The following is a 13,748-nucleotide window of genomic DNA, read 5'->3' as shown; positions in this document are numbered from 1 at the left end:
CAGGATCGGTCGGGTTCATTCACCGCTCTCCGTAGGTCTGTGTGAGCCGGCCTTGTTCGCCTTGGCAGCGAGGTAGGCAGCAATAGTTTCGTTGATTTCGGCGTCGAGCCCGTCGGAATCGCGAATAAGGCCGCCATCGACCCATTCGAGCCGGCCGTCGCCGAGACGGATATCAGGTTCGCCCATCACGACGAGACGCCCGGCATAGCCGGAGGTGGCGATCTGAGCCGTGGCAATGTCGCGGATCTGGTCGGCCAGGTCCGCGTGGCAGCGGATCACCAGATGCGGCACGCCCGAAAGGCTCGGCATGCATTCGGCGATCAGCGCTTCGAGTTCGGCGGCCGGCTCGCGGGTGACGAGATGGAACGCCAATTTGCGGCCGACGCTGACCGCAAGGTCAACGGCGTGCTTGTGGCTTTCGGCGCGGGCTTCATCGAGTGCGGCGGTCATGCCGGCGGCATGGGCGGCGAGCGTTCCGGCAGCTGCGGCAATGGTCTGGGTGGCCATGGAGGTGGCATTGCTTTCGCCCGCCACGAGACCTTCGGCATAGCCTTCCTCGCGCGCTTCGCGCACGAGGCGTTCGACCATGTCTTGGGGAATGCCGACCGGCTCGGGCGGCAGTTCGGGCATGACGCTTTTGGGCAGGACCGGATAGTCCGCCAGGTCGAGATCGAAGGTGAAGCGGGAAAGGGCGGCCATGGCGTTACCCGATCATCTGGTCGTCGCCCTTGGATTTGACGATGAGGATTTCTCCCTTCGCCGCCATATCCTTGGCCATGGAAACAATGCGGCTCTGGGCTTCGTCGACGTCCTTGAGACGCACGGGGCCCATTGCCATCATGTCGTCCTGCAGCAGTTTTGCGGCGCGGGTCGACATGTTCTTGAGGAAGAATTCCTTGATTTCGTCGTTGGCGCCCTTGAGGCAGAGGGCCAGTTCGCGCTTGTCGACGCGGCCGAGTAGGGTCTGGATGGCCGACATGTCGAGCTTGGCGAGATCCTCGAAGGTGAACATCAGCGACTTGATGCGCTCGGCGTCTTCGCGGCTGCGTTCTTCAAGGCTGGTGATGAAGCGCGCTTCGGTCTGACGATCGAAGGTGTTGAAGATTTCGGCCATCAATTCGTGGCTGTCGCGGCGCTTGGAGGTGTTGAGCGTCGAGATGAATTCGGTGCGCAGCGTCTGCTCGACCTTTTCGAGAATGTCCTTCTGCACCACATCGAGCCCCAGCATGCGCTGCACCACGTCCATGGCCAGTTCCTCGGGCAGCGAGGCCAGCACGTCGGAAGCATGGTCCGGCGCGATCTTGGAGAGGATCACGGCGACGGTCTGGGGATATTCGTTCTTGAGATAGGCGGCGAGGACGTCGGCCTGCACGTTGGAAAGCTTTTCCCACATGTTGCGCCCGGCCGGGCCACGGATTTCTTCCATGATGGCATCGACGCGATCGGCCGGCAGGAAGCTCAGGAGCAGCCGTTCGGTCGAGTCCGAATTGCCCGCCACATTGCCGTTGGAGGCGATGTTGGTGACAAATTCGGCCATCAGTTCGTCGAGCATGGCCGGGGTGATCGGGCCCAGTTTGACCATGGCGCGCGACAGCGTCTTGATCTCGTGCTCGTCGAGTTCTTCAAAGATCGGCTTGCCGTGATCGGGGCCGAGCGCCAGCATCAGCGCGGCGGCCTTTTCGTCCCCGGCAAGGGCGCGGTAGCTCGAAGCGCCGCCGATGCGGAGCTGGGCGCCCATGCCGCGACCGGCTTCGGGAGTTTCAACAGCCTGGGAGACGAGTGCCATGTCAGATCACGCTGCGTTGGAGAGCCAGCCGCGCACGATCAGCGCTGCCTGCTTGGGGTTTTCTTCGACGAGCGAACCGACGGATTTGAGCTGCTGAAGCTGCTGTTCGCCGAGCGCCTTGGCATCCTCGATCCAGTCGTGATTGGCGAGCGCCGCGCGGGCCGCATCGCTCATCGGGTCGCCGGTGATCGAGGTGATGACATTGCCTTCCGCATCGAGCGTCGTGCCCTGGCCCAGTTCCACGGCGGCCGGCAGGGCCAGCGGTTCGGGCTCGGGGCTGATCACTTTCTTCAGCAGCGGACGCAGCACGAAGAACAGCAGGGCCAGCGCGATGAGCAGGGTCACCGCCATCTCGGCGCCATTCATCAGGTCGTCGCGGGTGAAGTCGAGAAGGCCGCCAGCCTGGTCGGTGCCGGGGGGCGCCAGTTCGGGACGCTCGGCGAACTGCATGTTGACGACTTCGACATTGTCGCCGCGTTCGGCCGAATAACCGACTGCCGAGCGGACCAGCGTCAGGATCTGGGCGATTTCGTCAGCCGAGCGCGCCGTATAGGTCATGTTGCCCGCGCCATCGTCGGCATAGGTGCCATCGACCACCACGGCGACCGACAGGCGCTTGAGCGCGCCCGCTTCGGTCACAGCCGTCTGGGTTTTCTTGGAAATCTCGTAATTGACGACTTCCTCGGTCGAATTGCCCTGTTCGGTATTGCCGTTGCTGGCGCCATTGCCGCTGGCCCCTGGCAGTTCGTTGGCGACGGTCACCTGGCCTGCGGCTGCCCCGGACTGGTTCTGGGCCTCGCGGGTCTGGGTCGAGCGGACGACCTGGCCTTCGGGGTCGAAGGTTTCTTGGGTCACGGTCGAGCGGTTGAAATCCATCTCGGCCGAGATTTCGACGCGGGCCCGGCCAGCGCCGACCACATTGGCCAGCATGTCTTCGACACGGGTGCGGATGCGGTTTTCGAAGGCCAGCGAGCGCTCCTCTGCCTGGCCGGCCATGGCGCCGATACCGTCATCCTCGGTGCCCGAAGCCAGCAGATTGCCGGCATCATCGACGATCGAAACGCGCTGGGGGCTCAGGCCCTCGATGGCCGAGGCCACGAGATGCTGGATAGCGCGGATTTCCCCGTTCGAGAGCGCGCCGCGCACCGACAGCACGATCGAAGCCGAGGGGTCCTTGCGTTCGCGACGAAAAAGTTCGCGCTCGGGCAGGACGAGATGGACGCGAGCGCCCTTGATGCGGGCGAGCGAGGCAATGGTGCGGGCCAGTTCGCCTTCGAGGGCGCGAACATTGTTGATGTTCTGGACAAAGCTCGTGGCGCCGAGCGTCGATTGCTGGTCGAAGATTTCGTAGCCGACCTGGCCACGGGTCGGCAGGCCTTCACCGGCGAGGTTCATCCGCAGCGTGGTGATCTGGTCGCGCGGCACGAGAATGGTGTCGCCGTCCCCGCGCAGTTGGAAGGGAACATTGGCGGTTTCGAGCTGGGAGATGATGGCGGACGAATCTTCGAGGCTGAGCCCGCTATAGAGCGGGGAGAGGTTCGGGGTCTGCGCCCGCATCATCAGGAAAACGAAGAAGCCCATGATGAGGACGGCAACCGTCGCCATCGCGGCGATGCGGGGCATGCCGATGCGGTTGATGAGAGTAGTTAGACTTTCCACGCTGCCACTCGAGTTTGATCAAGTGCAATCGTCGGAGCCCCCGTCGACCGCTGGGCAAAAATTACCCACCAGATGGTAAACAATGTCTTAACCTCTCGCCCAAAAACGAAAAATCAGGCAAAAACTGCCTAGTTCGATTCCGGGGTTGAAGATGGTTCGAGTTTTAGGTCGGGTGACCTCGATCAATGTGCGCAAAGTGCTGTGGGCACTGGACGAATTGGGAATTTCCTATGAGCGCGAGGACTGGGGCCTGCCGCTGCGCGACCCCCGGGAGCCGCAGTTCCTGGCGCTTAATCCCAATGCCCAGGTGCCGGTCTTCATCGAGGATGACGGCAGTGCATTTTGGGAGAGCAATGCCATTCTGGTCTACCTTGCCCAGACCCGTTCGGCCCTCCTGCCCCAGGCGCCGCGGGCCCTTGGCCTCGCCTTGCAGTGGTTTATCTGGCAGGCAACCGAACTGAACCCGCCCTGGGGATATGCGGTCCACGCCCTGGCCCGCAAGACGCCCGGCTATGACGACCAGGCAAAAATTGCCGAATCAATCGCCACCTGGACGAGGCGCATGGATCTGCTCGAAGCCGAACTTGCCAAGGGCAACGCCTTCATTGCCGGCGACGAATTCAGCATCGCCGATATCGTTCTCGCCCTCTCGATCCACCGCTGGTTCGTCGCCCCCTTCGATCACAAGCCCATGCCGCACGCCCAGGCCTATTACGAACGGATCAAGCAGCGCCCCGCCGGCATTCGCTGGATGCCGGACGATATGGTGTAGCTTTTTGGGCGTCGGGAGCGGTCGGAGGCAGCCAACCCACGGTGTCATTCCCGCGAAAGCGGGAATCCTTGTTTTGAAACGGAGATCCCTACCTTCGCCACGAAAGCGGAAGTCCGCTTTTCGCGGGATGACAGGGTGATGGTGGCTCCCGCACCCCCTCCCAACCTCCCCCATCAAGGGGGAGGTGCTGGGCCAGCGACTTTGGCTAGATCGTGCCACACACTCGATGCAACACCTCCCCCTTGATGGGGGAGGATGGGAGGGGGTGTTACCGCCTTCCGCCCTTGGCTGGAAACAGCCTCCAAAACGCGCAAAACCCCCAGGGCCTCGGGCCGTGGGGGCTACGCTCTAGTGGTGAACCGGGATTCAGCCCTCTCGGTAGTGCTGAATCCAGGTCGTCCGCAGACCGGCAAGGCCATGCTTGTCGATGGCAGCCTGCCAGTTGAGGAATTCATCGACGCTGAGCGTGTAGCGTTCACAAGCCTCTTCGAGGCTCAGGAGACCACCACGCACGGCAGCAACGACTTCCGCCTTGCGGCGAATTACCCAACGTCGGGTGTTGGCTGGAGGCAGATCCGCAATAGTGAGCGGGCTGCCGTCCGGACCGATAACGTACTTTACGCGAGGACGCATCTGTACGGTCATTTTACTCTCTACTCAACCTGACCATATGCGAGGAAGAGTAGGCCGTTGACCTTAAGATACCGCTAAAAGGAAACTTACAACCAGTTAAGAATACGACGGAAAATCAATCAATTGAACCGTCATCGGGACTTCATCTGCGCTGGGTGAGCTGCTCCAGTGCCTCAAAGCTTTCCTCGACGAGCGTGGCGAGCGAGCGCCTTCCCTCCTCGCGGCTGAAGCTATCGAGCGAGAGGCGGACGGTCGCGATGGCAAAGCTGGCAAGGAGCCGCATCTGCGGTTCGGGTTCACCGGGCCAGTGTTCGCGCAAGGCCGAAAGCACCAAGGCTTCATCCCTTATATAGCTCGCCTGCTTGCGGGCCTGCACGATCTCGCTCGAGCGCATCAGCTTGTCGATAACAAGCAGCTCGGCGGGAGCGTAGGGCGTGACAAGGCCCAGCATGGCATCGCGCAGGGCGGTAAGCGGGCACTTTTCGGCAGGTTCCCTGCCGATCGCTGCCGACAATTGCTCCCCGAGCCCGGCCTGCATCGAGATCAGTATTTCGTCCTTGGACTTGAAATAGTGAAAGAAGGTGCGGCGCGAAATGCCCGCCGCAGCGGCGATGGCGTCGAGCGTCGTCGCTTCATAGCCATTGGCCTTGAAGAGCCCCAGGCCCGCTTCGACGATGCGCTGCCGCGTCTCTCGCCGCTTCTTCTCCCGCACACCTCCGGCGTCATCTGGCGTGGTCATTGCGCAGACCTCTTGAAATTTCTGCACTGGGTGCAATATATATTTTTGCACTGAGTGCATAAATGCAAGAAGGGTCGAGACTGATGAAAAAGTGGGTTGAAGCAGATATTCCGCCGCAACAGGGCCGGTCGGCCGTCGTCACCGGCACGGGCGGCCTTGGCTATGAGGATGCGCTGGCTCTGGCGCGGGCCGGGGCCGATGTCATTCTCGCCGGCCGCAATGCGCAAAAGGGCGCCGAGGCCGTCGCCCGCATCCGCGAGGCCGTGCCGGGTGCCCCGGTGCGCTTCGAAAGCCTTGACCTTGCCAGCCTCAGGTCCGTCGAGGATTTCGCCAGGCGCCTCGGCGGCCAGTTGGAAAGCCTCGATCTCCTCATCAACAATGCGGGCGTCATGGTGCCGCCTGAACGGCAGGAAACCGCCGATGGTTTCGAATTGCAGTTCGGCACCAATTATCTCGGGCATTTCGCACTCACGGCGCATTTGGTGCCGCTGCTGCGGCGCGGGAAGCAGCCTCGTGTCATCAGCCTCTCCAGCGTTGCCGCGCGACAGGGACGGATTGATTTCGAGGACATGCAAAGTCGCAAGACCTATATCCCCATGCGGGCCTATAGCCAATCCAAGCTCGCCTGCCTGATATTCGCGTTCGAGCTGCAGCGCCGCAGCACGGCGGAAGGCTGGGGCATGACCAGCATTGCCGCCCATCCCGGTGTTTCGCGCACCGAGCTTTTGCACAATGCGCCCGGCCGGGGCAGCCTGATGAGCGCGGCGCGCTCCGCCATGTGGTTTTTGTTCCAGCCGGCAGCGCAGGGCGCCTTGCCAACGCTGTTTGCCGCGACCGCCGAGGATGCAGCACCGGGCGCCTATTATGGACCCCATGCCCTCAGTGAAACGCGTGGCTATCCGGCCCTCTCCAAAATCCCGGACCGGGCAACCGATCCCTCCGTCGCCCGTCGCCTCTGGCAGGTGTCCGAGCAATTGGCCGGGCTCAAGATCGCGGCGGAGGCCTGACGCGTATGCGCCGGGACGCCTCCGCCACCCTGCATCAGGCCTTATCGGGGGTCGCCGGCGCGTCGGGAATGCGCACTTCCGAAATATCGCTCAGCGGCACCTTGGCTGCGCCGACGGTGACCATGGGCGTGCCGCTCGAGAAGTCGACGGCGCTGACGATACCGATGGCGGAGGTCGTGACCTTGACCGTTTTGCCCGACAGGTTCGTGCCGTCGATGCTCATCGTATAAAGGCCATCGGGCTGCGGCTGGCCGTCCGACGAGATGCCGTCCCAGGCGAAGGTGCCGGCGCCCATGTTGAGCGAGCCCGACTGGGTGTAGACGACATTGCCCTGCGCGTTCTTGATGGTGATCGTGGCGTTGGCGACATTGGCCTCGGCATTGTAGCCCCACATGGCGTGGGTGCCGGTGAGCTGGGTCGTCTTGCCCGAAACGGTCACCTGCTTGCCGATATAGCTCACAGCGTCCATGCGGCCGGCGGTCTGGGTCGAGGCAAGGAGGCTTTCAAGGAAGGTATTGGTCTTGAGCTGCTGCTCGACGCCGGTGAACTGCACGAGCTGCTGGGTGAACTGATTGGTATCGAGCGGGTCGAGCGGGTTCTGGTTCTTGAGCTGCGTCGTCAGGATCGAGAGGAAGGTGTCAAAGTTCTGCGCGAGCGTCTGGCGTGAAGAGTTGAGCGAGCTGTTATTCGTAGCGGACGAATTGGATATGCCGTCGACCATGGTAAAACGTCCTTATGCCAGGATATTGAGCCCGCTCGCCTGGAGCGCGCCGCGATAAAGGGTAATGGCGGGGGCGGAGACTTCTGTCTCCTCTTGGCTATCCTGGCCGCTGCCCGACCCACTGCGCTCCTCGCCCTGCCGCTGGTTCTGATCACCGGCGAAAGGGTTCTGCTTGAGCGAGAATTCGAGATTGGTCTTGTTCTGATCAAGGCCCGCTTGCTGCAGGGCCTTTTCCAGCGCCCGCTGGTCGCGCTGCATCAGGTCGAGCGTTTCCGCCTTTTCGACCGTCAGCCGCGCATGCACCTGACCATTTTTGTCGATATCGAGTTTGACGTCGATGCGCCCAAGCTCGGCCGGGTCGAGCCGGATCTGGAAGCGCGTATTGCCGTCGCCCACCTGACGCGACAGCTCGAAGGCGATCTGGGGCAGGTTCAATTGCTGCTGGCTCGTCTGATAGCCGGTCTGCACCACGCGCGGCGTCGTTGCCGCATCGATCTGGGGGGGCGTATCGGCCTGGGCCGCGGCGGCCGCTGTCGGGGTCAGGTTGAGAGTGTTGTCCTGAGGACCATTCTGCCGCGCGGCCTGCTGCACGGGCGCCTTGTTCTGGCCGGCATCGCCCGGCTCGACCGGCTTTGCCTCCGCCTTGCGTTCAAGGCTTTGCGGCTCGACCTTGAGTTCGGGCTCCGCAATCTCAAGCTTGGGCTCGGTCACTGCCATCTTGGCCGCCAGTACCGGCTCGGGCAGTTTCAGCTGGGCCGAGGCCAGTTTCGGCTCGGCCGGAATGGCCTTGGCGAAATCGCCGAGCCCGTTCATCAGTTTGGCAAGGCTCGCTTCGACATTGGCATCGAGCGTCACGCCGGCTGCGCCAAGGCGCTCACCGAGCCAGCCATTGAGCTTGGCGGCAAGTTCGACCTCGCCTCCACCCTCGGCGGCAACGTTCTTGGCGAGCGCGGCCAATTGCTGCATCAGCGTGGCGACATCCACACCCAGCATCTGCGACAGTTCGCCGATCGCGTCCTTGATATCTTTGAGCGCCGCCGGATCGGCGAGATCACCCTCGCCTTTGCCCTTCGTTGCTTCCCCGTTCAGCCCGAGCGCGGCGAGTGCGGCCAGCAATGCATCGGCCAGCGATGTGGTGCCGGTGCCTTCGCTGGTTTCGTCGTCCTTGGCGGTCTCAGCCGGGGCGGCTGCCGCCGTCTCGGTGGCGTCGTTGGCGGGCTTTGCGTTGGCATCGCTAGCGGACTTCGCGCCGGCGTCGGTGTTTGCCGGCTTGTTGTCGGCGCTTGCCGTATTGTCCTTGGCCGCCGGCGCCTCGTCGCGCTTGGGGCTCGCAGGCGGGCTGTCGAGGAGGCGCGCGAACTGGTCGTCGTTCCGCTCGGCGGATTTCGCCGGGGCCGGCAGCGCGGGCTTGACGGCCGCGCTCACGGTCGAGACCAGAAGATTTACCAGCTGTGAAGCCACGATTGCGCCTCTTCAAACACGAAAGAACTCCTGCCGGACAATGCAAGCGCCTTGCCAAGTTCTTTCGGCCCTTTCAAACCCCTTTGTTTTCAGGCCTCTAGGCTCATAAAACCCTCCCTCATCCCCACGCCGCCCGCCCGGTCTCCGATGCCCTTCGGGCCAGTTTGGCCCCTCAACCCGGCAATTCCTGCCGGGCTGGGCAATTGCCAGAATGGCCCAATGGCGGTATGACGCGCCCTTACACTTATCCGTTGGCCCTTGAACCCATCCGGATTGGAAAGACATGTTGAATTCGCTTGATATCGCCAAGCGTCCCGAGGACACGCGCGTTGTTGTCGCCATGTCCGGGGGCGTCGATTCCTCCGTCGTTGCCGGTGTTCTCGCCCGAGAGGGCTATGAAGTCATCGGCGTCACCCTGCAGCTTTACGATCATGGCGAAGCCACGCATCGCAAGGGGGCGTGCTGCGCCGGGCAGGACATTCATGACGCCCGCCGCGTTGCCGCCAAGCTCGGTATTCCGCACTATGTGCTCGACTATGAAGAGCGCTTCAAAGCCTCGGTGATCGAGCCCTTCGCCAATGCCTATCAGCAGGGCGAAACCCCGGTCCCCTGCATTGCCTGCAACCAGTCGGTCAAATTCGTCGACCTGATGACCGTCGCCCGCGACCTCGGCGCCGACGTCCTCGCCACCGGCCACTATGTGCAGACCCGCCTTCTCGAAGACGGCCGCCGCCAGCTGTTTCGCCCGGTGGATTCAGACCGTGACCAGACCTATTTCCTCTTCGCGACCACCCAGGACCAGCTCGATTTCCTGCGCTTCCCCCTCGGCGGCCTCAGCAAGCCGGGGGTGCGCGAACTCGCCCGCGAATTCGGTCTCGAAATCGCCGAAAAGCACGACAGCCAGGACATCTGCTTCGTGCCGCAGGGCAAATATGCCGACATCATCCGCAAGATGCACCCCGAGGCTCTGGCCACGGGCGAGATCGTCCATCTCGATGGCCGCGTGCTTGGTACCCATGAAGGCATCGTCAATTACACCATCGGCCAGCGCAAAGGCCTCGGCGTCGCCGCCGGCGAACCGCTCTATGTGGTCAAGCTCGACCACCGCGCCGGCCGCGTCATCGTCGGCCCCCGCGAAGCCCTCAAGACGCACACCGTAAGGCTCCGCAATGTCAATTGGCTCGGGGCCACGCCCCTCGCCGAAGCCAGCGCCGGCAATGGCGCCCCGGTCGAAGTAAAGGTCCGCTCCACCCGCGGCCCCCAGCCCGCCGTCATCCAGATGCAGAACGGCGAGGTTTTCGTCACCCTCGTCACCGGCGAATACGGCATCTCGCCGGGCCAGGCCTGCGTCTTTTACGCCGACGACAGCCAGACGGCCGAAGTGCTGGGCGGCGGGTTTATCGCCGAAGCAGTGCCACAGGCTTTGGTGGCCTGAGCACCTCCTCATACCCGACACAGGATGTCACCCCGGCGCAGGCCGGGGGCCATCTACCGTCATGATGGCTTCGTATTGGTTCCGCAGTTTTCTTCCCAACATCGGCACGACGCCATGATTCTCGTTTGATTGAGGAAGATGCTCAACGAACGAGACAGCAATGGCGTTGCTGACCTCATCGTCCTCCGAGTCGGAGAAATTCTCTTCGAGAGTGGATAGAAACTCTCTTACCCATGTGGAACCTGGATCGGCCGAAATTACTGCCCTGCAATAATCCGCCATAATGAGGTGCGGAATTATTTCCCCAAAATTATCCCTAAGACTTGCCTCGAATTCGGGCCGCAGAGCCTCGAAATTGTCGGCGATATCCGAAACGAATTTCTTGGCGCTAATCGTCATTTGAGCGCCGGGCCCTACTGCCCCGCCGGTTCCGCCACCGGCTCCCGCGCCGCGTTCGCGGCTTCGCGCAGTTCCTGATACGATCCCAGCCCGCCCATCATCATCGAAATGCCGATCAGCACCACCAGCGCCCCCATGGCGAGGATGAAGATACGCGTGCGGTTGAGCTTGAAGGGGCTTTCGGACATGCTCGTCTCCATACAGAAAAATTTCCGCGACGACCAAAGGATTGCAGCGGCACCGGCGTCTTAAAGCTAAACTAGCTGCAAAGAGGCTTTCTGTGCAGGCACGATTGGTGGGACTGACTGCCGCATCCATATCCGATCCAATGGCCGCCTTGACCGAGGCGCTGGTTCGGCGCGCCCAGAATGGCGATGCCGAGGCTTTTGCCGAGCTGATCGAAGACCAATATGAGCGCATCTACCGCACCGCCTGGCGCTGGTGTGGCAATGGGCACGATGCCGAAGACATCGCGCAGGATGTCTGCGTGCGCCTCGGGGCCGCGCTCAAATCCTTCGATGGCCGCAGCGCCTTTTCGAGCTGGGTCTATCGTATCACGCTCAATATGGTGCGCGATTGGCAACGCGCCGGCCGCCGCCGCGGCGCCCATGTCGATGCCTATGCCGAAATCGTCCCCACCGAGGAACCGCCGGCCCAAGAAGACGCTGCAACCAGCAGCCAGCTCTGGTCGGCGGTCCGCACCCTTCCTGAAAAGCAGCGCGATGCCGTGCTGCTCGTTTATGCCGAAGAATTGAGCCACGCCAAGGCCGCCGAGATCATGGGGATCAAGGAGGCCACCGTTTCCTTTCACGTCCACGAAGCCCGCAAGACCTTGAGGGGGCTCCTATGACCGATCACCGCCCCGATCCGTTCGAAAATCTTGGCAATACAGCAGTGCCGCCGCCGCGTGCCGGGGCCAAGGCCGCCGCGCTCGCCGCCGCTCGCGCTGCCTTTGCCGAGACCGAGGCAAAAAAAACCGCGTCCGAAACCCAAGGATCGGATCGCCGCCGCCGTCACATGTCCATCACGTCGATCTTCAAAGGATTTTCGATCATGGACATGCGCATTCCCGTTGGCACTGCGGCCGTCGCCCTCCTTTTGCTGCCGCTCGGCTATCAACTCTATTCGACGACGGCGATGACCTCGGTCAATCCGGTCCCGCGCCCGCAAATTTCCGCGCCCGCCACCGATCCGGGTTCGGCTCGGGCGCGCAACGAGGTCGCCGAAATCGCCGTGCAGCAGGCTCCGGCCGCTGCCGATAGCGACGCCATCGCCGCCCCCGAACCCATGCTGCTCGAAAGCGAAGCCGCGCCCGAAATGCGCATGGCCGTGCCGCCCTCCACCATGCCGGCGCCCGCCCCGGCGATTACGCAATCGCTCTCGGCTGTCCAGAACGAGGCTTATGGCGCGCCCGCTGGGGGCCTTGCCAAGCAGCAGAGCGTTTTCGCCGATGAAGCGAGCCGCATGGCGCCCCAGCCGAGCGGGGATCAGTTCACCAGCTTTGACGAGCAGCGCCTCAAAATCGCCGCCGAAGAACCAGTGTCCACTTTCTCCATCGATGTCGATACCGCCAGCTATTCCTATGTCAGGCGCATGCTTGAAGACGGCTATCTCCCCGAGCCCGATGCCGTGCGCATCGAGGAGCTGATCAATTATTTCCCCTATGATTATCCCGCCGCCCCCAGCGCCACGGTGCCCTTCCAGCCGACCCTGAAAGTCTTCCCGACGCCATGGAACGCCAAGACGCAGATCCTTTCGATCGGCATTCGTGGCTATGAGCCGCCAGCCGAAGCGATCGCGCCGAGCAATCTCGTTTTCCTCATCGATACATCCGGTTCGATGGACGAGCCCGACAAGCTGCCGCTCCTCAAGCGCTCCTTCGCGCTGCTGCTCGATCAGCTTTCGGATGATGATACGGTCTCGATCGTCGCCTATGCCGGTTCGGCCGGTGTCGTTCTCGATCCGACCAAGGCGAATGAAAAGGCCAAAATCCTTTCAGCGCTCGATGAATTGGGGGCAGGGGGCTCGACGGCCGGCGCCGATGGTATCGAGCTTGCCTATCGCCTCGCCGAAGAGGGCAAGACCTCCGGCACCAATCGCGTCATCCTTGCCACCGATGGCGACTTCAATGTCGGCATCGATGATCCTGATGCCTTAAAACAGTTCATCGCCAAGAAGCGCCAGTCGGGGATCAGCCTCTCGGTGCTCGGCTTCGGCCGCGGCAATCTCGACGATGCGACCATGCAGGCCCTCGCCCAGAACGGCAATGGCAATGCCAGCTACATTTCCAACTTCGCCGAAGCCAAAAAGGTGCTGGTCGAGGAAGTCGGCGGCACGCTCCATACCATTGCCCAGGACGTCAAAATCCAGGTCGAGTTCAACCCCGCTCTGGTGTCGGAATATCGGCTCATCGGCTACGAAACCCGGCATCTGGAACGCGAAGATTTCAACAATGACGCGGTGGATGCCGGCGATATCGGCGCCGGTCACACGGTCACCGCGCTTTATGAAATCACCCCGGCGGGGTCAGGCCAGGTCGATCCCCTGCGCTATGGCAATAGCGAGGCCACGACCGGCGGCAGCGACGAAATCGCGTTTTTGAAAATGCGCTACAAGCTGCCCGGCGAAAGCGTCAGTCAGTTGATCGAGCAGCCCGTTACCCCCGAAGTCACCTATGACGACATCGCGGCGGCCGGTATTGACGCCCAGTTCGCCACCGCCGTCGCCGCCTTCGGCCAAAAGCTCAAAGGCAGCGTCTATGGCACCGACATGACCTGGGCCGAAATCCTCGCACTCGCCAAAGCCAGCCGCGGCACAGACGAAAGCGGCTACCGCGCCGAATTCATCCGGCTGGTGCAGGACGCCGCCATGCTGGAGCCAGACGCAAAGTAGATTGTGAGCCACCCACCTCTCCCTTTGGGGGAGAGGTCGGCCCATAGGGCCGGGTGAGGGGGCCTTCAGCCGGGTGAGGGATATCAAATGGCATCCCACCATAAGTAGCCCTCATCCTGAGGTGCGAAGCGTAGCGTAGCCTCGAAGGACGGGGGCGTGGCACCTCAACCAGTGTGCCACGCCCCGTGGTTCGAGGCCCCGGGCGAAGCCCGGGGCACCTCACCATGAGGCTACTTCATTAGCG

14 protein-coding genes are annotated in these 13,748 nt (G+C 62.6%); 5 read left to right on the top strand and 9 right to left on the bottom strand.

Annotated elements, in window-relative coordinates; genetic code table 11:
- Positions 1-15 precede the first annotated feature (15 nt).
- Genes ASD83_RS12950 through fliF form a run of 3 tightly spaced genes read right to left on the bottom strand, consistent with a single transcriptional unit; the run spans position 16 to position 3,445 of the window.
- Positions 16-699, bottom strand: a complete 684-nt coding sequence (locus tag ASD83_RS12950; RefSeq protein WP_056311471.1) for a hypothetical protein — start codon at positions 697-699, stop codon at positions 16-18.
- A gap of 4 nt (positions 700-703) precedes the next feature.
- Entirely contained in the window at positions 704-1,738 is a 1,035-nt protein-coding gene (fliG, locus tag ASD83_RS12945) for a flagellar motor switch protein FliG (RefSeq protein ID WP_056312418.1), read from the bottom strand.
- Between the two features lie 54 nt (positions 1,739-1,792).
- Entirely contained in the window at positions 1,793-3,445 is a 1,653-nt protein-coding gene (gene fliF, locus ASD83_RS12940; protein WP_082561165.1) for a flagellar basal-body MS-ring/collar protein FliF, read from the bottom strand.
- Positions 3,446-3,596: 151 nt separating this feature from the next.
- Between fliF and ASD83_RS12935 the strand changes: the two genes are divergently transcribed.
- Positions 3,597-4,217 (top strand): glutathione S-transferase family protein, encoded by a 621-nt coding sequence (locus ASD83_RS12935; protein ID WP_056311468.1) that lies wholly within the window; start codon positions 3,597-3,599, stop codon positions 4,215-4,217.
- A gap of 366 nt (positions 4,218-4,583) precedes the next feature.
- On the opposite strand, the gene ASD83_RS20700 is transcribed toward ASD83_RS12935, so the two are convergent.
- Positions 4,584-4,862, bottom strand: coding sequence for a DUF1153 domain-containing protein (locus ASD83_RS20700; RefSeq protein WP_035085775.1), 279 nt, complete (start codon positions 4,860-4,862; stop codon positions 4,584-4,586).
- 130 nt (positions 4,863-4,992) lie between these two features.
- Complete coding sequence (locus ASD83_RS12925; RefSeq protein ID WP_056311464.1) at positions 4,993-5,589, bottom strand: TetR/AcrR family transcriptional regulator; 597 nt, start codon at positions 5,587-5,589, stop codon at positions 4,993-4,995.
- An 83-nt stretch (positions 5,590-5,672) separates the two neighbouring features.
- Between ASD83_RS12925 and ASD83_RS12920 the strand changes: the two genes are divergently transcribed.
- Positions 5,673-6,596, top strand: a complete 924-nt coding sequence (locus ASD83_RS12920) for an SDR family oxidoreductase (RefSeq protein ID WP_056311463.1) — start codon at positions 5,673-5,675, stop codon at positions 6,594-6,596.
- Positions 6,597-6,630: 34 nt separating this feature from the next.
- Here ASD83_RS12920 and ASD83_RS12915 read toward each other — a convergent pair whose 3' ends face one another.
- Together ASD83_RS12915 and ASD83_RS12910 are read right to left on the bottom strand one after the other, a co-directional pair.
- Positions 6,631-7,317: a flagellar hook assembly protein FlgD gene (locus ASD83_RS12915; RefSeq protein ID WP_056311462.1), complete on the bottom strand. Its 687-nt coding sequence runs from the start codon at positions 7,315-7,317 to the stop codon at positions 6,631-6,633.
- A 12-nt stretch (positions 7,318-7,329) separates the two neighbouring features.
- Positions 7,330-8,778, bottom strand: coding sequence for a flagellar hook-length control protein FliK (locus ASD83_RS12910; protein WP_056311460.1), 1,449 nt, complete (start codon positions 8,776-8,778; stop codon positions 7,330-7,332).
- Positions 8,779-9,061: 283 nt separating this feature from the next.
- Between ASD83_RS12910 and mnmA the strand changes: the two genes are divergently transcribed.
- A complete protein-coding gene (mnmA, locus tag ASD83_RS12905) occupies positions 9,062-10,213 on the top strand; it encodes a tRNA 2-thiouridine(34) synthase MnmA (RefSeq protein WP_056311458.1) in 1,152 nt (383 codons plus the stop codon).
- A 27-nt stretch (positions 10,214-10,240) separates the two neighbouring features.
- Here the strand turns inward: mnmA and ASD83_RS12900 are convergent, their stop codons facing one another.
- Positions 10,241-10,612 (bottom strand): hypothetical protein, encoded by a 372-nt coding sequence (locus tag ASD83_RS12900; RefSeq protein WP_056311456.1) that lies wholly within the window; start codon positions 10,610-10,612, stop codon positions 10,241-10,243.
- 14 nt (positions 10,613-10,626) lie between these two features.
- Positions 10,627-10,800 carry a hypothetical protein gene (locus ASD83_RS12895; protein WP_156385941.1) on the bottom strand — a complete coding sequence of 58 codons (174 nt, stop codon included), beginning with the start codon at positions 10,798-10,800 and terminating at the stop codon, positions 10,627-10,629.
- A gap of 149 nt (positions 10,801-10,949) precedes the next feature.
- On the opposite strand from ASD83_RS12895, the gene ASD83_RS12890 reads away from it, so the two are divergent.
- Positions 10,950-11,462: an RNA polymerase sigma factor gene (locus tag ASD83_RS12890; protein WP_156385994.1), complete on the top strand. Its 513-nt coding sequence runs from the start codon at positions 10,950-10,952 to the stop codon at positions 11,460-11,462.
- Positions 11,459-13,504 (top strand): vWA domain-containing protein, encoded by a 2,046-nt coding sequence (locus ASD83_RS12885; RefSeq protein WP_056311451.1) that lies wholly within the window; start codon positions 11,459-11,461, stop codon positions 13,502-13,504. Before ASD83_RS12890 ends, ASD83_RS12885 begins: the two co-directional genes overlap by 4 nt.
- Positions 13,505-13,748: the final 244 nt, after the last annotated feature.

The organism is Devosia sp. Root685, from assembly GCF_001427875.1.
Lineage (GTDB): Bacteria > Pseudomonadota > Alphaproteobacteria > Rhizobiales > Devosiaceae > Devosia.
This window is presented reverse-complemented; position numbering and strand designations above follow the sequence as displayed.

Bases quoted from the DNA above. Each gene is read 5' to 3' on its own strand.
- ASD83_RS12925 (WP_056311464.1), bottom strand. From the start codon at position 5,589: ATGACCACGCCAGATGACGCCGGAGGTGTGCGGGAGAAGAAGCGGCGA.
- ASD83_RS20700 (WP_035085775.1), bottom strand. From the start codon at position 4,862: ATGACCGTACAGATGCGTCCTCGCGTAAAGTACGTTATCGGTCCGGAC.
- ASD83_RS12895 (WP_156385941.1), bottom strand. From the start codon at position 10,800: ATGTCCGAAAGCCCCTTCAAGCTCAACCGCACGCGTATCTTCATCCTC.
- ASD83_RS12915 (WP_056311462.1), bottom strand. From the start codon at position 7,317: ATGGTCGACGGCATATCCAATTCGTCCGCTACGAATAACAGCTCGCTC.
- ASD83_RS12920 (WP_056311463.1), top strand. From the start codon at position 5,673: ATGAAAAAGTGGGTTGAAGCAGATATTCCGCCGCAACAGGGCCGGTCG.
- ASD83_RS12900 (WP_056311456.1), bottom strand. From the start codon at position 10,612: ATGACGATTAGCGCCAAGAAATTCGTTTCGGATATCGCCGACAATTTC.
- ASD83_RS12950 (WP_056311471.1), bottom strand. From the start codon at position 699: ATGGCCGCCCTTTCCCGCTTCACCTTCGATCTCGACCTGGCGGACTAT.
- ASD83_RS12885 (WP_056311451.1), top strand. From the start codon at position 11,459: ATGACCGATCACCGCCCCGATCCGTTCGAAAATCTTGGCAATACAGCA.
- ASD83_RS12935 (WP_056311468.1), top strand. From the start codon at position 3,597: ATGGTTCGAGTTTTAGGTCGGGTGACCTCGATCAATGTGCGCAAAGTG.
- fliG (WP_056312418.1), bottom strand. From the start codon at position 1,738: ATGGGCGCCCAGCTCCGCATCGGCGGCGCTTCGAGCTACCGCGCCCTT.
- mnmA (WP_056311458.1), top strand. From the start codon at position 9,062: ATGTTGAATTCGCTTGATATCGCCAAGCGTCCCGAGGACACGCGCGTT.